The organism is Sphingomonas sp. (assembly GCF_017744835.1).
In the GTDB taxonomy this organism is placed as follows: Bacteria; Pseudomonadota; Alphaproteobacteria; order Sphingomonadales; family Sphingomonadaceae; genus Sphingomonas.
Window position 1 is genome coordinate 158104 of the sequence record NZ_JAGIAM010000002.1, and the last position, 20200, is coordinate 178303.

At 64.6% G+C, this 20200-nt stretch carries 17 protein-coding genes; 8 read left to right on the forward strand and 9 right to left on the reverse strand.

The features are described 5' to 3' along the window. Positions 1–252: 252 nt before the first annotated feature. Together J7500_RS06815 and J7500_RS06820 are read right to left on the reverse strand one after the other, a co-directional pair. Entirely contained in the window at positions 253–936 is a 684-nt protein-coding gene (locus J7500_RS06815) for a class I SAM-dependent methyltransferase (RefSeq protein WP_294060871.1), read from the reverse strand. Further along, positions 926–2410, reverse strand: coding sequence for an oligosaccharide flippase family protein (locus J7500_RS06820; protein ID WP_294060872.1), 1485 nt, complete (start codon positions 2408–2410; stop codon positions 926–928). The genes J7500_RS06815 and J7500_RS06820 overlap by 11 nt, the downstream gene beginning before the upstream one ends. Positions 2411–2582: 172 nt before the next feature. On the opposite strand from J7500_RS06820, the gene J7500_RS06825 reads away from it, so the two are divergent. The 5 genes from J7500_RS06825 to J7500_RS06845 are packed head-to-tail and all read left to right on the forward strand — an operon-like array spanning position 2583 to position 8403. Continuing rightward, complete coding sequence (locus tag J7500_RS06825) at positions 2583–3644, forward strand: EpsG family protein (RefSeq protein ID WP_294060874.1); 1062 nt, start codon at positions 2583–2585, stop codon at positions 3642–3644. Then, the gene (locus tag J7500_RS06830) at positions 3644–4612 is read left to right on the forward strand and encodes a glycosyltransferase family 2 protein (protein ID WP_294060876.1); all 969 of its coding nucleotides are present in this window, start codon (positions 3644–3646) and stop codon (positions 4610–4612) included. Before J7500_RS06825 ends, J7500_RS06830 begins: the two co-directional genes overlap by 1 nt. 13 nt (positions 4613–4625) lie before the next feature. Continuing rightward, positions 4626–5699 carry a glycosyltransferase family 4 protein gene (locus J7500_RS06835; RefSeq protein ID WP_294060877.1) on the forward strand — a complete coding sequence of 358 codons (1074 nt, stop codon included), beginning with the start codon at positions 4626–4628 and terminating at the stop codon, positions 5697–5699. 28 nt (positions 5700–5727) lie between these two features. After that, a complete protein-coding gene (asnB, locus tag J7500_RS06840) occupies positions 5728–7737 on the forward strand; it encodes an asparagine synthase (glutamine-hydrolyzing) (RefSeq protein WP_294060878.1) in 2010 nt (669 codons plus the stop codon). Positions 7738–7743: 6 nt separating this feature from the next. Then, positions 7744–8403, forward strand: coding sequence for a VTT domain-containing protein (locus tag J7500_RS06845; RefSeq protein ID WP_294060880.1), 660 nt, complete (start codon positions 7744–7746; stop codon positions 8401–8403). On the opposite strand, the gene J7500_RS06850 is transcribed toward J7500_RS06845, so the two are convergent. The 6 genes from J7500_RS06850 to J7500_RS06875 are packed head-to-tail and all read right to left on the reverse strand — an operon-like array spanning position 8400 to position 14309. Next, complete coding sequence (locus J7500_RS06850; RefSeq protein WP_294060881.1) at positions 8400–9137, reverse strand: SDR family oxidoreductase; 738 nt, start codon at positions 9135–9137, stop codon at positions 8400–8402. The two genes, J7500_RS06845 and J7500_RS06850, sit on opposite strands and share 4 nt — an antisense overlap. Continuing rightward, positions 9137–10483 (reverse strand): FAD-binding oxidoreductase, encoded by a 1347-nt coding sequence (locus tag J7500_RS06855; protein WP_294060882.1) that lies wholly within the window; start codon positions 10481–10483, stop codon positions 9137–9139. The genes J7500_RS06850 and J7500_RS06855 overlap by 1 nt, the downstream gene beginning before the upstream one ends. Beyond that, positions 10480–11928, reverse strand: coding sequence for a UbiA family prenyltransferase (locus J7500_RS06860; RefSeq protein WP_294060883.1), 1449 nt, complete (start codon positions 11926–11928; stop codon positions 10480–10482). The genes J7500_RS06855 and J7500_RS06860 overlap by 4 nt, the downstream gene beginning before the upstream one ends. Next, complete coding sequence (locus tag J7500_RS06865) at positions 11925–12332, reverse strand: GtrA family protein (protein ID WP_294060884.1); 408 nt, start codon at positions 12330–12332, stop codon at positions 11925–11927. The genes J7500_RS06860 and J7500_RS06865 overlap by 4 nt, the downstream gene beginning before the upstream one ends. Positions 12333–12340: 8 nt before the next feature. Further along, the gene (locus J7500_RS06870) at positions 12341–13000 is read right to left on the reverse strand and encodes a bifunctional 2-polyprenyl-6-hydroxyphenol methylase/3-demethylubiquinol 3-O-methyltransferase UbiG (RefSeq protein WP_294060886.1); all 660 of its coding nucleotides are present in this window, start codon (positions 12998–13000) and stop codon (positions 12341–12343) included. Positions 13001–13010: 10 nt separating this feature from the next. Then, on the reverse strand, positions 13011–14309 hold the full coding sequence (locus tag J7500_RS06875) for an NAD(P)/FAD-dependent oxidoreductase (RefSeq protein ID WP_294060887.1): 1299 nt from the start codon (positions 14307–14309) through the stop codon (positions 13011–13013). Positions 14310–14554: 245 nt separating this feature from the next. On the opposite strand from J7500_RS06875, the gene J7500_RS06880 reads away from it, so the two are divergent. Continuing rightward, on the forward strand, positions 14555–16531 hold the full coding sequence (locus J7500_RS06880) for a hypothetical protein (RefSeq protein WP_294060888.1): 1977 nt from the start codon (positions 14555–14557) through the stop codon (positions 16529–16531). Between the two features lie 7 nt (positions 16532–16538). Here J7500_RS06880 and J7500_RS06885 read toward each other — a convergent pair whose 3' ends face one another. Continuing rightward, entirely contained in the window at positions 16539–17477 is a 939-nt protein-coding gene (locus tag J7500_RS06885; RefSeq protein ID WP_294060889.1) for an NAD(P)-dependent oxidoreductase, read from the reverse strand. Positions 17478–17520: 43 nt separating this feature from the next. Between J7500_RS06885 and J7500_RS06890 the strand changes: the two genes are divergently transcribed. Next, on the forward strand, positions 17521–18840 hold the full coding sequence (locus J7500_RS06890) for a glycosyltransferase family 4 protein (protein WP_294060890.1): 1320 nt from the start codon (positions 17521–17523) through the stop codon (positions 18838–18840). Positions 18841–18877: 37 nt separating this feature from the next. Next, a complete protein-coding gene (locus J7500_RS06895) occupies positions 18878–20188 on the forward strand; it encodes an alkaline phosphatase family protein (protein ID WP_294060891.1) in 1311 nt (436 codons plus the stop codon). Positions 20189–20200 lie beyond the last annotated feature (12 nt).

Below are 20200 nucleotides of genomic sequence, written 5' to 3' on the forward strand. Positions count from 1 at the left end.
GTCGCGCGGCGAACTGCTCGACCCACGGTTTTTCGCCCGGGCAACGACCACAGAGCAGCCGAAATCCTACATTGCAAGGGTCCGCCGCTAGATTTCAACCATTTGCGCATCATAAGGGCGCGCGGGCCCGCGCCGCCAGAACGGCGGCGTCCAGTCGGCCGGGCATCGCGCCCAGGAGAGCGCTTTCCTGCTTCGGGCCTGCTTTGTGGCTACCGCTGCTGCCGATCCGGTTGGGTCCGGTTCACGGCTCGATCACCGGCCGCCAGCGCGCTTTCCGCGAATTTCAATCTGGTACCAGGTGAGGTGGCCCAGCCCCTTGCCCAGCAAGCCGAACAGCGCCTTCTTCCATCCGGGAAGGGTTGCGTGACGAGACACGTCGACAACTTCAACCCCAGCGGCCTCGAACAGGGCGCGGTAGCTGGCTGGCGTGAACCAGCGCAGGTGCGTGCGGTCCATCACACCGAAATCCTCATATTCGAATTTCCCGCGCACCAGCCCGAGGATGATTCGCCAATGAGCGATGTTGGGCGAACTCGCGAACACGAGCCCCCCCGGCTTGAGTAGAGCGACAAGCTTGCGCAGCACCGGTTCAGGATCCACGAGATGCTCGAGCACTTCACTGCATATCAACGCGTCGAAGGTACCGGGAGCATAGGGAATCTCCATCGTCTCGACGTTGCCCACATGCACGGCGGTGAGCACGCGCATGGCTTCCTGTGCCATTGGCTCGAACATCTCGATGCCGACATAGGTGCCGCATTTGCCCTGCTCGAGTGCGAGCGCGCCGGTCGCGCCGTTGCCGCAGCCGAGTTCGAGGATTGCCGCATTCGGGTTGTGCGGAAGGTCAGCCACGAAATCGCGGCGCGCGCTCGTGTAATAGTCGTCCCGTTTTACCGAGTAGGCATCGTTCAAATAGCTGGATACTTCACGGGACATCGGATTCCTCTACCATTGGATTGCCGCCCGGATGGCCCAGGCGTAGCCGGACCAAGGCGATCACGCGCAGGATCTCGTCGCGCCAGGGGTGCCTTAGCAGGAAAACCAACGCGCCCCACACGCACATACCGGCTACAACGCTGCCCAGCACATGGGCAATGGGCACCGAGGCCGACCAATCGTTGCCAATCATCAACAGCAGCGACGGCAGGATTGCACCGAGCGAGATCAGCAGGCTGGTCGCGAACGCGCGGAAGAGCTCTCCGGCAGTCGCGCCTGACAGGCGAAGTATGTGCGGACTATAGAGTGCGAAGCCGATGACGCAGTCGACGATACGGCCGGCGGCGGCCGCAGTGATGCCGAACATGCATCCAGCGGTAAAGGCGCCGAGGCTTCCCACCGCGCGCAGGATTTCGAGACGCGTCTGCCGCGCCATCTCGTCCTTGAGCACGAACAACTCCCAGTTCATGCCGAATCCGACGGCAACGAAAAGCGCGATCATCAGCAGTGAAAGCGCGGGCGCCGCCGCGAGCCACTGGCTGCCGAAGAGGATGAGCACGGCGGGCTTGGAAAGAACCGAGAGGCCCAGTGCGGCCGGCCAGATGAGTGCGGTGAGCATCTCCATGCCACGGATGTAGGTGGTCTTGATGTCGCCGCGCTCGCGGTAATCCTTTGAGAGCTGCGAGAAGATCACGCGCGTGACCGACCCGTAGAGGTTGAAATAGATCAGGTCCCAAATCTGTGTCGCCCGGGTGAAGATACCCAGCGCAGGAAGGCCGAGAAGCCGGCCCATGATGATCTCGGACATGCGATGCACGAGGGCAGCGATGCCGCTGATCGTCAGCAGACGCAGCCCGAATGCCGTGAGCGTACGCCAGTGCGACAGCGAGAACCGTAACCGGACGTGGCGCGCACCGGCGATGCAATAGCCCAGAGCGCTCACGGCACCTGCGGCCAATGTACCATAGGCCATGCTCATGTAGCTCGCGCCGCTGACGGCTGAACCGACGGTCACCAGCAAGTTGGTGGCGGCGGAAGCCACCAGGATCAGCGCAATCGGGCGGAATTTCATCTCGCGCTGGAGCAGGGCACCGGGGCGGAACTCGACGATCAGCAACAATGGCCTGAGCGCGAGGAAGCGGAGAACCGCGCCAACGCCCGGCTCGTGGACCATCGCAGCAGCTGCAAAGCTCGCTGCGAAAATCACGAGGCTCAATCCGCAATACAGGATCGCACTGACTGTAAACGCTGTATCTATTTGCCCGGACGAGAGCTCCGCCTCGCGCACGACATAGGCGGAGGTGCCTACCGCGGCGAGAATGTTGATGAGGCCGGCCGTTGCGAACCCCAGAGCGAAGACCCCCATCTCGGCCGGCGTGAGCAAGCGCGCTACTGCCATCGCCATAAGGAAGAGCAGCGCCGAGGATACGATCTGACCAGCGAAAGACCAGGTTACGGAACGGCGGACGGACATTGAAGGCCCCAGCTAGCGAGCAAAAGCAGAGGCGCGGGAGACGCCGGTAAGTCCAATCATGGAAAGCGCGGCCCGGCTTTGATGCAGCGGCCCACTTATCAGCGCCCATGCGACCGGTCCAGCGCCGCAGCGTAGTTGCCTATGCGACACCCTTGTGCGAATGCGTCGACCAATGACCCCTGCGAACACGCCCCGCTTTTCGCTCCGGCCTCTGCAGTTCGGCGAACGCAATGTCGCGCCGCTGGCGCCGCTGCGTGCGGGCCGCTCGCTGGATCTTTCCGCCTTCGTGCTGATCGGAACCTGGGCGCTGCTGACGCCGATGGCGGCATTCAGCTGGCTCGGCGAATCCCGCGACTATATCGAATACCTGCGATATTACGCGACGATTCCGAGCGACCTGTCGTTTTACGATACCAGGTTCGAACCCGGCTTCCATTTGGTCGCATGGTTTTTTCAGAGCGTTCTACACCTGCCTTTCGAATATCTTGTGCTGACGCTGGTAGGCACGGCGCTGGGTATCAAATTCTACCTGTTCCATCGCCATCTCTCGCACCCACTGCTGGCGATGGTCGCCTATGTCATCACTTTCTATCCGACACAGGAATACACGCAGATCCGTGCCGCGGTCGGCCTTGCGTTCGGCTACTTCGCGATTCACCTGTTCCTGCAGCTGAAATATCTGCGCGGCGCCGCCCTGATCCTCCTGGGATTCGCTTTTCACTCGAGCACAGCGCTGCTGCTGCTGGCCTATGTGGGCGCGCGCACGGTGAAGGGGAACGTGATGACCGTCACGATCGGCATCACGCTGGCGATCGTCTATGGCTTCTCGAGTTCGCTCAGAACATTCATCGTCGATACGTTTTCGGGCTACAACCCGCTTCTGCGGTCGTATCTCGAGAACACCATCGCGATCGAAAATCTGAGCATTCTGTCCATCAACAACCTCGTCCTTGCCATGGCCTGCGCCGCCGCAGTTGCGATGGGTTGGTATAGGATGGGCCGGTACCACGCGACATTGCTGACGATGCTGATATCGTCGCTAGTGCTTCTCGTCATCTTCGCAGACGCCCCAATGGTCGGCCAGCGAAGCAAGGAAGTCTTGTTCGTTAGCGGCGTGTTCCTAATGCACAGGGCGCCTATTTCGGAGAAGACGTGGCTTCCGGTGCTGATATTCTGGGCGGACGCGATTCTGTTGTTCTATCTGAGCTTGCGCGAAGGGCTGATCCTGTCCTGATGCCCGTCGCCGACATCATCATCGTCAATTGGAACTCCGGCAACTGGCTGCGTCGCTGCCTGCGCTCGGTCGCGGCGGAGGGCGGCCCGCATGTCGGCAAGGTCATTGTCGTCGACAATGGTTCAACCGACGGATCGCTCGACTTGGGCGCGGAACAGGGAACCCCCCAGATAATCCGGTCCGAGCGCAACCTCGGCTTCGCGGCAGCCTGCAATTTGGGGGCCACCGCCGCCACCGCTCCCTATCTGCTGTTCCTGAACCCCGATGCGAGCTTCGGGGCCGAAACTTTGGGGACCGCCCTGAAATTTATGGAGAGCGAGACGGGCAGGGATGTGGGCGTGTGCGGCGTACGCCTGATCGAGGAATCGGGAGAGACGCAGCGCGGCTGCGCGCATTTCCCCTCCTGGCGCACTTTCGTGGGCGCGGCGCTCGGTCTCGGCAGCGTCGCCCCCCGTCTGTTCCCGCCTCTGCAAATGACCCACTTCGATCATCTCCAGAGCCGCGACGTCGACCATGTGATCGGTGCCTTCTATCTGATACGACGGCCGCTCTTCGAATCGCTGGGCGGCTTCGACGAGCGGTTCTTCGTCTATCTGGAAGATCTGGACCTTTCGCTGCGGGTGCATCGCGCTGGCTTCCGTGTCCATTACCTTGCGAGCGCTGAAGCGTTTCACAAGGGTGGGGGATCGTCCGAACGCGTAAAGGCGACGCGGCTTTTCTATGCACTCCGTAGCCGCCTCCTCTACGCGGACAAGCATTTCTCACGGGGGGCGAGCGCCGTGGTGGCGGCGACGACGTTGCTGATCGAGCCACTGCCGCGCTTCGCTCGCGCGCTGCTTCGCTTGTCGGCCGAGGAATTCGCCGACACATGTCGCGGCTTCGTGCTTCTGTTTCGCGACCTCGGAAACATCTTCAGCAGGCCGGCCGTCAAGGGACGCGCCGAGCCGATCACCACGCGCCCCTCCTAAGCGAGAGTCGCTCATGCCGCGCATCCTCGCCCTGACCAAATATGGCCGTCGCGCCGCGAGCACCCGGCAGCGGCTGGAGCAATATCTGCCTTTGCTCGCCGAACAGCGTATCGAGTTCGACATACGGCCGCTGCTCGACGACGATTATCTTGCTCGACTGGCCGAAGGGCGCCCGGCAAGCCGGCCCGCCGTGGCCGCTGCTTATGCCCGCCGCCTGAAGGATCTGCTCGCCGCGCGCAGCTATGACGCGCTCTGGATACAATATGAACTCTTCCCGTATCTACCCGGCCCGTTCGAGAGACTGGCAGGGATGGTAGGCGTTCCGCTGCTCGTCGATTATGACGACGCGATCTTCCACACCTATGACCACAATAGGCGCGCGCTGGTGCGTAGGCTGCTCGGCAACAAGCTGGCACCACTGCTCCGCCACACGACGGTGGCGATGTGCGGTAACGCGTACCTGCGCGACTATGCGGCGCGCTATTGCCCAGACACGGTGATCATTCCCACCGTGGTAGATACCGCAATCTATCGCCCGGCAGAGCGCGCGCGAGGCGGCGCCGTCATAGGATGGATCGGGTCACCTTCGACGTGGAGCTATGTGGTTCCGCTCCTTCCCACCCTGCTGCCGCTGCTCGTCCAAAAGGGCGCGCGACTACGCGTGGTTGGCGCGGGGCCGGCGGCGCGCGGGATCGAAGGCGTCGATTCGGTCGACTGGAACGAAGCACGAGAAATCGCCGACATCCAATCCATGGACGTCGGCATCATGCCGCTGACCGACGACCTATGGTCACGAGGGAAGTGCGGTTACAAGCTTATACAGTACATGGCATGCGGGCTGCCGGTCGTCGCATCGCCGGTCGGCGTCAACCGCGACATCGTGGCGCAGGGCGAGAACGGCTTTCTCGCGAGCGATCCGGCGGAATGGGTTGCGGCGCTCACCGACCTGCTCGAAAGGCCGGACCTGGGACGCACGATGGGCGCAAGCGGGCGCGAACGCGTGGTGGAGCGCTATTCGGTCGCTTCGCAGCGCGAGCCGCTGCTCGAAGCGATCACGCGCGCGCTGGAGCACAAGCGGGCTAGGTAAAGGCCACGCGATCGGCTAGGGCTGCGGCATGTGCGGTTTGACGGGCTTTTGGACCAGCGACCGGCGTTCCGACGCCAGCGCGATTTTGGCGGCAATGACCGCGAGCATTGCTCATCGCGGCCCCGACGACAGCGGCGTCTGGCTCGACGCCGAAGCCGGCATCGCGCTTGGGCACCGGCGGCTCGCGATCATTGACGTGTCGGCGGCGGGCCACCAGCCGATGCACTCCGCCTCGGGCCGCTACATCATCGTCTACAACGGCGAGATCTATAACCACCACGACCTGCGACGCGAGCTCGAAGCGGTCGGCGCCGCCCCCAGCTGGCGCGGCCACTCGGACACCGAGGTCCTGCTCGCCGCGATCGATCACTGGGGCTTCGAACAGACGCTGGAGCGTGCCAACGGCATGTTCGCGCTCGCGCTGTGGGACCGGCAGCGGCGGGTGCTGACGCTTGCCCGCGACCGGCTGGGCGAAAAACCCCTATATTATGGACGCGCGGGCGAAGACTTCGTCTTCGGTTCCGAGCTCAAGGCCTTGGCGCGGCACCCGAAATTCGAACGGCAAATCGACCGGGCAGCGCTTACCGAATATTTCCGCTATGCCTATGTCCCTGCCCCACGCAGCATCTGGCAACGCATAGGAAAGCTGCCGCCGGCGCATTTCGTCGAGATTCGGGACAACGGCCGGACCATCGGGCAGCCCACGGCTTATTGGGATTTCGCCGCGGCAGCTGCGCATGGTGCGGCCAATCCGGTGGCCGGAGGCACTGAGGCGCTGGAGACGCTCGACGGGCTGCTCAAGGACGCCGTGCTGCGGCGGATGGAAGCCGATGTGCCGCTGGGCTCGCTGCTTTCGGGCGGGATCGATTCCTCGCTGATCGCGGCGCTGATGCAGGCCCAGTCGGCGCGACCGGTGCGGACCTTCACGATCGGCTTCGACGACCCCCGCTTCAATGAGGCCCGTCATGCCAAAGCAGTGGCGGAGCATCTCGGCACCGACCATACCGAGCTCTATGTGACTGCGCAGGACGCGCTCGACCTCCTGCCGCGCCTGCCGTCGATCTGGGACGAGCCCTTCGCCGATTCGTCGCAGATGCCGACCTATCTGGTCAGCGCCCTCACCCGGCGCCACGTAACGGTCTGCCTGTCGGGCGACGGCGGCGACGAACTGTTCGGCGGCTACAACCGCTATGCCGCGGGAATGCGGCTCTGGACCGCAGCCAAGGGCCTGCCGGGCCCGGTGCGCGGGGCAGTGGCGCGCGCGTTGCAGCGCCCCGGGGCGGCAGGTGCCGCCGACGCACTGATGCGGCTGGCGCCCAGCCGACACCGCCAGCTCGGGCTGGCCGACAGGCTACCGCGGCTCGGCCAGGCAATCGGCGAGACATCGCCCGACGGCATGTACCGCCGACTCGTTTCGCAGACGATGGACCCCGAAGCGCTGGTTCTAAACTCCGCCGGCGACTCCCGTTCGGGGAGCGCCGGTGGGCCGCAGTTCGACGATTTCCGCCAGCGAATGATGTACCTCGACACGCTCACCTATCTGCCTGACGACATATTGGTGAAGGTCGACCGGGCGGGAATGGCGGTGAGCTTGGAAGGGCGTATCCCATTTCTCGACCACCGCGTCGTCGAATATGCATGGCAGCTGCCGATGTCCGAGAAGGTGCGCGAGGGCACTGGCAAGCACATCCTGCGCGAACTGCTGTACCGATATGTGCCGAAGGCGTTGGTCGAGCGTCCGAAAATGGGGTTCGCCGTACCCGTCGAGACGTGGTTGCGCACCGATTTGCGCGATTGGGCCGAGGAGTTGCTCGCCTTCTCGCGCGTGGCGAGCGAGGGCTTCCTCAACCCGCACCATGTGCAGGCGCTCTGGTCCGACTTCATCGCGGGGCGCCGGAGGACACACGTCCAGCTCTGGACGATCCTGATGTTCCAGGCCTGGCTCGAGGCGAGCCGCAGCGACACCGACTCGGTGGAGCGCCTATCGGGCATGGGCGCGGACGCGGCGCGCGACCAGCGGGCCGTGGCGGCGGGCTGACGCGCAGTGGACCAGCTCCTGCACTGGATGGATAGCGCGGTAACCACGCATGCAGGATTGGTTGCGCTCGCCTTCGTGCTCGTTGCCCTTGCCGAATCGACAGCTTTCGTGGGTGTTGTCCTGCCCGCCACGCCGATCCTGCTGCTGATGGGCGGATTGCTGGGCGCCGGCCGGATCAGCCCTTGGGCGATCATTCCCGGCGCCATCGCAGGCGCGATCGCCGGCTATGGCCTCTCCTATATGGCGGGTCGCCGGCTTCGCGGCCGGCTAGGCAGGATCGTCTGGCTGCGCCGCCAGCGCCGCTCGATGGCGCGCGTCCGGCTATTCCTGCGCGCCTATGGCCCCCATGCGGTGATCCTCGGCCGCTACGCGCTCGGCCCGCTGCACTCGCTGCTGCCGCTCGTCGCCGGATCGATCGGCATGGACAGGCGCCGCTTCTGGTCGTTGAATACGCTCTCCGGAATGATCTGGGTGCCCGTCACGCTGGCGCCCGGCTATGTCGCCGCGCGGGCCGCGGATGCCGCGCTCGTGCCCGCGGCCTGGCGCGAGAATGCGATGGCTATCCTCGCGCTGATCAGCATTGTGGCGACGACAGGCTTGCTGCTGTTCGTCCTCAGCCAGAGCCTCGTCCGCACCCTGCGCCGGCGGCAGGCACGAACCCGCTAGAGCTTCATACGCTTGAATAGCGGCTCCGGGATCTCCCTGATGATCCGCATAATCGGACGCCAGACAGGCTTGACGTAAATCTCGTTGCGGCCACGGCGATGGGCGGCGAGCACACGCCGGGCGACTTCCTCTGGCTGGGCAGTGAGCGGCTTGGGAAGGTCCATCCCGGCCGTCATGCGCGTTGCCACGAAGCCGGGCTTGACCGTCATCACATGGATTCCGCGCGTCGCCAGCTGATTGCGAAGCCCTGAAAGAAGAGCAGTGAACCCAGCCTTGGCTGAGCCATAGACCAGGTTGGAGCCCCGGCCGCGATCGCCCGCGACGGAGCTGATCCCGATTATCGCCGCGCCCTCCCGGCGCATCACGCGTGCTGCTGCGAGCAGGAAGCGCGCGGGCCCCACGTAATTGCTCGCCATGATCGCTTCCGCCAGGGCATCGTCCTGGACCGCCGCGGCCTGGTCGCCGAGCAGGCCGACGACCATCACCACGGTTCCGGGTTCAGCGCCGAGATCGCGGAAGAAGTCATCCGCGTCGTCTGCGACGACATCGAGCTCCACCGCGCGCGCCGCGACTCCATGGCGGATTGAGATATCGCTGCAGTCGTCCTGCAACTCCGCGGATCGGCGTGCGGCGAGGATGATCTCGCATCCGGCCGCCGCATAAGCTCGCGCCAGCGCGCGTGCCATGTCGGAACGGCCGCCCACGATCAGGACGGGAGAAAGCGGCTGTGTCATCAAATTCCCAAACGCTCGGATTGAAGGGAACGGAACCGCTGGTCGAGGTTCCAGCGGCGCCGAGTGTCCCGGAACTCCTGGAGCCGCGGGTAGCCGGCAGCGAAGCGCTCCGCACAGATCCGGGCATCCTTTGCGAGATAAACGCGCCCACCATGCGCCACGGTGATAGCGTCGAGCCGATCGAGCAGCGCCAGCGTCCCCGCCGCCAGCGGAAAGTCGAGCGCGAGGGTATAGCCCGGCCGGGGGAAGGACAGCATGCCCGAAGATTGGCCCCCCATTCGCTTGAGCACAGCGAGGAAGGACCCCTGCCCCGCGCCAGAAATCGCCTCAAGCAGGCTGATCAACCCCTGCCGGCTGTTCTCAAGCGGCAACACGCATTGATATTGGACGAAGCCGCGGCGGCCATAGATGCGGTTCCAATCTCCGACCGCGTCCAGCGGATAGAAATAAGGATCGAGGTCGACGACCGCCTCGCCCGCCTTTTGGCGGAAGTAGTAGAGCTCGTTGAATAGACGGACGGACAAGGGGCCGAGCACGAAGGACGGGAGGTCCAGCGGGACCGACTTCCGCCGGCGCGCGCGCCGCGCCAGGGGATCGCTGCGATGGGCAGCCGGTAGTTCGTCCACCCGGGCATGCTCGCCGAGGAAAAGCACTGACCGGCCCAGCGAACGCCCCTTTGCTAGACAGTCGACCCAGGCCACCGAATAGGTCCAGTCAAGCGACTCCTCGGCAAGCGTAAGAAGAGCATCCAGGTCGCGCGCGCGCGCGGTTCGTTGCCGGATCGAGGCGGTGGGCACACGCAAGAGGCGGAAGCAGGCCCGCACGATCGCCCCAGTGAGCCCCATGCCACCACACGTCGCCTCGAACAGGTCGCGGTGCTCGTCCCGCGAGCAACGGACCAAGCCGCGTTCGGGCAGCAGCAACTCGATCCACTCGACATGGTCGCAGAAGCTTCCATCGCGATGGTGGTTCTTGCCATGGACGTCGCTGGCGATCATTCCACCGACCGTAACGAACTTGGTGCCCGGAGTGACTGGCGCGAACCAGCCCCGCGGTAAGAAGAGATCGATGAGGGCGTCCAGGCTGAGTCCAGCCTCGCAGACGGTCCGCCCGGTGTCCGCGTCGAAGGCAAGCACCCGGTCCATTCCCGTGAACCGAAGCGTCCGATCCGGGTTCAAGCTCGAATCGCCATAGGACCTGCCGAGACCCCGGCCGATCAGCTGCGGGCTGACCGCGAGGGTTCGGCGGACGTCCTCAACGGTCGACGCATCGGCCACGCTGCACGTTGCCACCGGATAGCGGCCCCAGCCGGACAGGCGCTCGGAGCGGCTCGCCATTGCGGTCATACGGCGAAGGCTACCACCGCGCCGGTGCAAAGCCCGACGATCCAGCTCGCCCTGTCCTTGAGTGCGAATACGACGGGATCGTCGTGCAGTTCGTCGCGGTAGGACAAGAGCAGCACGCGACTGATCCAGTAGAGAATTAGCGGGCAGATCAGCCACAACCTCTCGGGGTGGCGATAAAGCATCTGGACTTCGGGACTGGCGATATAGAGCGCGATCACGAGCACCGAGGTATATCCCGATGCGGCCCCCAGCCCCACCAGCACCGCAAGATCCTCCGTCCGGTACCCGCGGCCGATCGTGGCGGTCTTGCCGGCATTGCGCTGGACCACGAGTTCCGAGCAGCGCTTCACGACCGCGAGGCTGAGGAACAGGAACAGGCTGAACATCATCAGCCAAGGCGATTCCTCGGTGCCAGCTGCGGCGACGCCGCCCAGAACCCGGATCGTGTACAGAGCCCCCAGCGCGATCACGTCGATGAGCACGCGGCGCTTGAGGTAGAGCGAATAGAGCAGCGTCAAGGCGACGTAGAGGGCGAGCACCGCCGAGAACCACGGCGGCAGGAAGAGCGATCCACCGAGCGCCCCGAGGAGCAGGACGAGCGCAATCGGGGGACCGTGGCTGACTGGTATTGCTCCCGATGCGAGCGGCCGCAGCCGCTTCCGGCGGTGGGCGCGATCACCCGGCAGATCGAGCAGGTCGTTGATGATGTAGGCGCTGGATGCAGCCATGCAGAAGCACAGAAACGCAATGGCAGCACGCAGGATCGACGCCGCGTCGAAGCTGTGCCCCGCCACGAGTGGCAGAAACAGCAGCAGGTTCTTCGCCCATTGATGCGGGCGCAAGAGCCGAAGATAGGATCGAAGGGCCACGGGATTGTGCGCGACCGGCTGCGCGTGCGGAAAGGTGCGGGTAACCCGGTCCCGAAAGCGTCGGGTGGTGGACACCAGCATGGGCGTGCGCGACGAATGCCAGACGGCGAAATCGACGGCTGCGTTGCCGATATAGTCATATCCAAAGACCCCGAACGCCTGGTTCAGGCATTCGGCCTTGCGTGCCCCGCTGAGGTTGCGACTTTCGTCGGTCGCAAAGATCCCTGCGATCCCGCCGATCCGCTCGGCGATCTGCTCGACATATCGGGCATGTGAGGCCGATGCGAGATAGACCGGACGACCCTCCCCCTGGGCCTGACGGATGGCCGCCACGACTTGTTCGTCGAGCGGCACTTCGTTGCCGCGGTGATCGACGCGCTCGGCGAGCGCAGCCTTGAGCCGGACCTTTCCGGCAAGCGTCCACTGGAACAGCCGCCACGTCTCTAGTGGATGGCGCGAAACGAACTGCAGTGCTGCTTCATGCAACAAATCGGTGCGCGCAAGCGTGCCATCGACGTCGACGACCAGAGGGACGAGCCCGCCCGCATCCTCCTTTGAACCCATGAGATCGGTCATGACGCATCCGGAGCCGCGCGCGCGGGCGAGAAGGAAAAATGCTTGTGCGCCCAGTAGCTGGTGAGGATCGGACTCACCAAGCCGACCGCGTGCGCCACCGTGTCGGGATACCACAAGAAGCCGATCGCCGGGAAAACGAACCGCGCAAGACCGACGCTGATAGCGAACACTTGCACCAGGGCGACGAGGTTCACGAGCAGGAAACGCCAATATTGACGGTACCACGGCCCGCCGGCGCCCTGGAAGACGAATGCGCGGTTGAGCAGGAAGGCAGTGGTCAGCGCGATGGGGAAGGCGAGCACGATGGCGACTTCGAACGACGTCACATAATCGATGGCCATGCGCGCGAGGAGATTGACCAGGGACGCACCTCCCCCGATCAAAATGAACAACGCCAAGCGCATGCGCCCGTTCATGCCGGCTTTCGGGCGATCACCAAGAACTGCTTGCCGAAGAAGCGCCAGGCAAAGGGCATGGCGAGATATGCCCGTACCAGCAGATCGCCTGTCGGCAGGCGCCCCTGCATCGTGTAGGGCAGGAAGCGATCGATCACCCGCTCCGGCTCCAACCCGGCGAGCATCAGCCCCTCCGTCAGGGACAGGTGCGAGAGCGGGAGATAATGGTCGTAGAAGTCCCAATATTCGCGATAGGCATAGCGGATGTTGGGCCCGACGACGACGAACCGGCCGCCCGGCTTCAGCAACGTGACGACTTGGCGAAACAGCAGGTCCAGATCAGACTTGCTGTGGAAGTGCTCGAGGAAATTGGACGTGAAGACGACATCCATCGCGCCCTTGGGAAGCGCCGAGAGATCGAGAGCCGAGGTCTGCACGAACTTCACGTCGGGATTGAGGTTGCGCGCGGCGTCCTCGTTCAGGTCGACGGCATATTTCTCCCGCGCCGGAATCGCGTTGATGAACTCGCCATAACCGCAGGCGAGGTCCAACACGGTGGCGTCAGCCGGCACGATCTTGGAGAAAAAGCTCTCGCAGAGCACGCGCCAAACGGCGCGGCGCTTTTCGAGGCCGGTCTGGTGAAACCGAATGTCATAGAGTTGCTTCAGGTCTACCAAGGCGGCCATCCTATGCTGGGCGTGCGTCAGTTGAAATACGTTCGGCCATCTCCTTGGCGAGCCGGACGCTTTCGGAAATACCCCGGTCCTCGGGGTAGTAGAAGCAGGTATCCGCGATCTGGAGGCCGGCGATCGGAGTCTCGACCGGCGGGATCTTCGCCGCAAAGCCCGGCTCGCAGACCGGCTGGGCGTGGCGGAGGCGACCGACCTGGGTGGCGATGACGTCATCCTCGGTGAGGGCGGGCTGGATCCGCTTGAGATAGCCGAAGGCTTCCTCGGCCAGGCGCGCGTCCGGCCAGGAGAATTTGGGATGCGTGACGGGCATGTAATAGGGCACGAACACCACCGTCTCGCCGACCGGCCGAAGGTTGGAGAATTCGATGATCCCCGGGATCTCGATATCGGGCTCGACGATGTTCACCCAGAAATGCGGAGTGACCTGCTTGCGCAGCTTGAAGAGCAGGCACGCCACGCCGATGTTCTCGATCGCATCGTACTTGTCCTTCCATTCCTGGGGCAGCGCGGGGACCATGCGCGAGATCAGCGGCGTCGGCACCGTGGAGATCACTGCGTCCGCCGGAAGGAATTCCTCTCCCACGCGCACGCCGGTCACCTTGCCGTCGGAAGCGGTTATCTCGCCGACCGGGCTCGAGAGGCGCACGGTGCCGCCCAGGGCCTCGATCCGGTCGACCAGGCGATCCACCAACGTCTGGCTGCCGCCTTCGATATAGCCCAGTTCCTCCTGAAAGATCGACTTGCGCGACCGGCCTACACGCTTGACGCGCGTCCATATCCAGGCGGCGGAGACATTGTCCGCATATTCGAAGAACTTGAGGTCGAAGAGCGGCTTCCAGAGTCGGTCATAGACCTTACGCCCGCTCCATCGCTCGATCCATTCGCGGGCGGATTGCTTCTCCAGCGCATCCCAACGCTCGCGCCGGGTGGAGACGAAGGCAAGCAGACCGTATCGCAGGCGCGAGATCAGATCGATCCCGGGGTAGCGCAGCAGCGCGAGCGGATTCCCCCAGGTGTGGAGGCGACCGCCGGTGAACAGGCCCATGCTCGTGTCGCGCCAGCGCATGCTGTCGCCCAGCCCGAGTTCCTCCATCAGGTCGAAGGTCGGCTGATCGGCCTTGCACACGAAGTGGTAGAAGCGCTCGATCGAAAGGCCGTCGAAATCGAAATGCGCGGCCATCCCGCCGGGCTCGGCTCCGGCTTCCAGCACCGTGACGCGGTGCCCCGCCTTGGCGGCATGGTACGCGGCGGCGAGCCCCATGGCTCCTGCGCCGACCACAATGACAGATGCCATCCCGCCCTTCCTGGCCTAAATGCGTTGTCGGCTGCCCGCCTATCGGCACACTCGGTGCCGGTTTCGGCAAGTCCATAGCCGGATTATTCCGCATTGCAACCGAACTGGTTGCGCAACGTCAGCAATAAAGGCAGGAACCCCAGGAAGATATAGTCGGCCGACGGTCACAAATTCGTGCGCAGCCCGAGAGGCCCGGCGGGCTTTGCGTGGCTGCTGCATGAGCCGCGGCGTCCTTGGGGGGCTTGATGGAGATTTTGGCAGGAAAGGCTCCGCGCGGGGCGGTGCTGACCTTGGTGGCGTTGGGGCTGCTGCTGCAGCTTCCGGCGCCCATGTTGCCGAGCATGGACCTGGACCCATCGTGGATGCTCGCGGTCGAGCATGCCGCACGAAGCGGGGCGATATTCGGCCGCGATTTCATTTTCAGCTACGGCCCGTTCGGCTTCCTCGCCTCGCGCTTCTACGATCCGCAGACTTACGCCTTTACCCTCCTCGGCGACTTCCTGCTGACGCTGCTGTTCTTCGTTCCCTTGCTGTGGAATCGCAGCTGGGCAGTGCTCGCCTTCTATCTCGCAGCGATCGTCGCCGTGGCGCTGGACCGGCTAAGCATCGACGCGCGCTTCACAGCGGCGCTGCTGGGCATCTTCCTCTGGAGCCTGCGCAGCCGGCGCATGGGGCCGGTAATCGCGACCGCGCTGATCGCCCCCTTCTTCCTCTCCAAATTCTCCTACGCCATGGCCGCCCTGCCCTATCTGCTGCTCGCGGACGCCTACCGGCTGCTCGCCTTCCGGCGGTTTCCCCTGCTCACGATCGTAGCGGCGCTGGTGGTGCTGGCGGGGGCGCTGCTGACTGGCCACACGCTATCGATGCTGCCGGCGCTGCTGGCCAACATCGGCGAGATCGTCGGCGGCTATGATGGCGCGATGCAGTCCGATTTCGGTGGGATATATCCGATGCTCGCCGCTTATGCCGCGATCGCCGTGATCTCCGCGGCGTTGGGGTGGCTCTGGTTCCGGCGCCGTGACGGTTGGAATTCGACCGAGCGCGCAGTCGCGCTGCCGGCGCCAATCGCGGCGCAACTCGAATCTTTGTTCCTGGCGGGCGCCGTGGCCTGGACGCTGTTCATCGCGTTCAAGATGGGCCACGTCCGCCAAGACCTGCACATCCTCAACACGTGGTTCACGCTGGTGCTGATGACCCCCATGCTGCTCGCCTATCTCGGCGCGGTGCGGCCATTGGCGAAAGTCGAGCAACTGGTGTTCGCAGTACTGTTCGCGGGAACGCTGGTGCCTGCCGCCGGCGTCAACGCAGCGATCTATTTCCATCGGAACGGCCTGAAGCCGATTGCATATGCCGGACAACTCGCCAGCCGGCCGTTCGAAACGCTTGCCTGGCTGCTACCGAGCCATTGGAACGCCACAACCGAGGCGCGCCGCGCGGCGGAGCGCGCGATCGCGAACGAGCTGCCGAGCGGCGTCAGAGGCTCGGTCGACGTGATCCCGACCGAGATCGGCCCCGCCGTCCTCGGTGGCGCGCACTATCAGCCGCGCCCGGTTCCGCAGAGCTATTCCTCCTACACGCCGCGCCTTCAGGCTCTGGATGCCGGGCATTTCGCGAACCCGGCAACGGCGCCCGACACCGTGTTCCTCAAGATCGGCGACATCGACAACCGGTTGCCCACGCTCGCCACCGGGCCCACGCTCCCGGTGCTGGTGCGCTGGTACGACGCAGTCGCCACGAGCCGGCTGGGACTGGTGCTGCGACACCGCGCCGCCCCGCGCAAGGAAAGCGCGATCGACCTCGGCAAACGCGCGTTCTCGCTGGGCGAATGGGTGCCGGTGCCGAAGGCGGAAGGCGCGACGATTACCGCCAGCATTGCAGTCGACCGCACGCTCGCCGGGAGGATCATCGCCTTCGCGGGCCGCGAACCGATGCTGACGATCACGCTGCGCTACGAGGACGGCAGCGAAGCCGGCTTCCGCTTCGTCCCGGGGATGGCGCGCACCGGATTCGTGATTTCGCCGCTCGCCACCGACCTGAGCCCGGACAATCTCGCAGGTGCCGCGGCGATGTTGGAGCCGACCCGCGCTCCCGGCGCGGTTCGCCGGGTGGTGGCGTTCCGGATCGGCGGAAGCAGCATCGCGGCGCCCGCCTTCCGCGCGGATCAGGTGGCGTTTCGCGCGATCCGCTTCGAACCGGGGTTCGCCGCGGCGCTGGCCAGGTGATCCCGGCCTAAAAGCGCAGAGTCACGCTCGAATAGACCGGATGCTGGAAGGTCTCTTCCAGCGCTTCGGCGAGCGGCGTTGCCCGTACGCCGAAGATCCCGGGCCAGTCGATAACCTCGAACACGTCGGGCGTGGCGAGCGCCTCGAGTTGCTTTGCGGTGAAGGGAGGATTGCTGCTGAAGAGCGCATAGGTCTTCAGCAGCAGCCAGAACGCGCGATAGGGAATGCGCACTATCCGGGTCCGCGAGCGCACCGCCCGCTTCACCGCGCGCACGAGATCGATATAGTCGATCTTCTCCTGGCCCGAGATGTTGTAGCTGCCCGTGACCCGGCGATCGAGCGCCGCGATGATGATGTCGCAGAAATCGCCGACGTAGAGCGGCTGACGGAGATAACGGCCGCTGCCCGGCACCGGGAAGACGGGCGAGCGCTGCATGAAGCGCGCCAGCCAGCCCAGATGCTTGCGGTCGAACCAGCCGAACATCAGCGTCGGCCGCAACACCACCTGCTCGATGCCGGACGCCAGGACGAGCGCCTCCTGCGCCTTCTTGGTCTCGGTGTAATTGTCGATCGCCTGCGAATTGACCACCGAGGAGGAGATGTTGACGAGGTAGCCGATGCCATTCGCGCGGGCGGCCTCGATCACCAGCCGGCTCGCGTCGATGTTGTTCCGGATGAACTCCTCCGCCTCGAGCCCGCCGATCTGCGCGTGGCAGGAAATCAGCGCCTCACACCCGGCGAACCGCTCTTGCCACGGCCCGGACTCCGCCAGATCGGCGACCACGACTTCGACCTGCGGGTGCTGCTGCGCGAGGATGGCGGCATTATGCTCGTTCTTGTCGATCGCTACGATGTCGATCCCCCGCTGGAGCAGCCGGTGAACCAGATTTTGGCCGACGAGACCTGCTGCGCCGGTTATCACGACTTTCCGAACCTGCTGCTCCACGCCGATCTCCAGATTGTTACGCGTGCCCTCTAGGACGCCAGTCGTGCATCGGCTAGAGGCTGCCCTCCGGATCTTCCGACCGCCCCGGCACTGCCGGCGACGTTCGGCGCTCAGCCGCCCTTGTGAGGAGAAGATGACTCAAGCCCTTGCGCGCGCCGAGCGGCCGCAGACGACGATCCGTTCGATCGCACTGGTCACCAGCTACGGCCTGTCGCTGCCCAATTTCCGCGGGCCATTGATCAGCGCGCTCGTGGCGCGGGGCATCCATGTCTATGCGCTTGCGCCGGACTTCGACGAAAAGACGCGCGCTGCCGTCATCCGCCTCGGTGCGGAAGCCATCGACATTTCGATGGAGCGCACCGGCATGCGCCCGGCGCGCGATTTCATCGATGCCGTGCGCTTGTGGAAGCAGTTGCGCCAGCTCAAGCCGGACGCGACCTTCTCCTACTTCATCAAGCCCGTGATCTACGGCAGCCTGGCAGCGCGCTTCGCGGGCATCCCGCGTCGCTTCGCCATGGTCGCGGGGCTCGGCTATGTATTCACGCCCGATGGAACGCGCGAGACGCTCAAGCGCAGGGTGCTCAAGGTCGTGGCCTCGGTGCTCTACAAGGTCGCCTTCTCTGCATGCCGGCGCGTGTTCTTCCAGAACGAGGACGACGTCGCACAGTTCGTCGACGCCGGCCTGATCGATCCCGATAAGGTAGTGCGTCTCAATGGCACGGGCGTCGATCTCACCGCGCTTGCCGTTTCGCCACCGATCGAATCTCCGCCCACCTTCCTCCTGATGGCGCGGCTGCTGCGCGAAAAGGGCATCTACGAATATGCGGCCGCCGCGCGCATCGTCCGCTCGCGTCATCCCGAAGCGCGCTTCCTGTTGCTGGGGGATGTAGACCCCAATCCCGGCGGCCTCTCACGCGACGAAGTCTCCGACTGGGTTCGCGACGGGATCATCGAATGGCTGGGCCATGTCGACGATGTCAGGCCCTGGATCGCCCAATCCAGCGTGTACGTTCTGCCCTCCTACCGCGAAGGAAAGCCGCGGAGCACGCAGGAAGCGATGGCGGTCGGCCGCGCAGTTATCACGACGGACGCGCCCGGATGTCGTGATACGGTTATCGAGGGCGTCAACGGCTTCCTGGTTCCCGTCCGCGACGCGCAGGCACTTGCTCAGGCGATGCTGCGCTTCATCGAACAGCCGGATCTGATCGCGCGCATGGGTCACCAGAGCCGGGTGCTGGCGGAGGAGCGTTTTGACGTAGTGAAGATCAACGCAGTGATCCTGGGTGAGCTGGGCCTTTCCCCGGAAGTTCCTATGGAATCCGCGACTACCGGCGCGATTGCACCGATCCCGGCGCAAGGCTAACGAGGCCCAATCGTTCGAGTTTTGTGGAGACCAAGCGATGTCCGTGCTGATGCTCGAGCTCAACGAGGTCAACTTCGACCAGGTGCGTGAGTATGCCGATCGAGGCAAGCTTCCCACGCTGGGCAAGATGATCGCGGAGCACGGCGTTACCGAAACAGTCTCCGAGACGCGCTACGACGAGCTCGAACCCTGGATTCAGTGGGTCACCGCACACACCGGGCTGAGCTTCGCGGAACATGGCGTGTTTCGGCTGGGCGATGCCGTTGGCAAGGATCTCCGCCAGATCTGGGAAACGCTGGAGAACCAGGGGCTCAAGGTTGGTGCGATCAGCCCGATGAATGCGCCAAATCGCTGCCGCGACGCTGCCTTCTTCGTCCCCGATCCCTGGACTCCCACCCGGGTCACCGGCTCCCCCGTCCTCACGCGACTGTATGACGCGATCGCTCAAGCGGTGAACGACAACGCGCAGTCACGGTTGACCCCCTCCTCTGCGGCATGGCTGCTGGCGGGCATGGGCACCTATGCCCGACCGGCCAACTATGGCGTCTATCTCTCGCTCCTCGCGTCGGCGGCGCGCCGCCGTCCCTGGGCCCGCGCGTTGGTGCTCGACCAGCTTCTGGCCGATGTGTTCCTCGGCGAGGTCAAGCGCAAGCGGCCGGACTTCGCGTCGCTTTTCCTCAACGCGGCGGCGCATATCCAGCATCACTATTTGTTCAATTCGGCCGTCTATTCGGGACCGCACAGCAATCCTGACTGGTATGTGCCCAAGAACGCCGATCCTGTCCTCGAGGTCTATGAGCTCTACGACCGGATCGTGGGCCAGGTCCGCAACTTGTTCCCCGAAGCGCGCCTGCTCCTTGCGACCGGCCTGCATCAAGACCCCCATCCGGAAGTGACCTTCTACTGGCGCCTCAACGATCACGCGGCCTTTCTGCGGAAGGTCGGCGTGCCGATGGAGCGGGTCGAGCCGCGGATGTCGCGCGACTTCGTCGTATATTGCACGGACGCCGACCAGGCGCTGGCGGCGCAGCGCCGGCTCGAGGCGATCAAGACCAAGGACGGCGTGCCGCTGTTCGAAGTCGACAACCGCGGCAACGATCTTTTCGTCGTGCTCACTTGGCCGAACGACATCGGGGAAGGCTTCGAATACCGGGTCGACAACGTTCCCCATGCGGACCTGCGCAGCGAAGTGTCCTTCGTCGCGATCAAGAACGGCGGCCACAATGGGATCGGCTACATGCTCGATACCGGAAGCCCGAAGGCGACGCCGGAGCGTATTCCTCTATCGGACATTCCCCGCCTGATCGCCAACGCGTGCAATGTCCAATGGACCGCCGCCGCCCACTAGCCTCCCGACGAG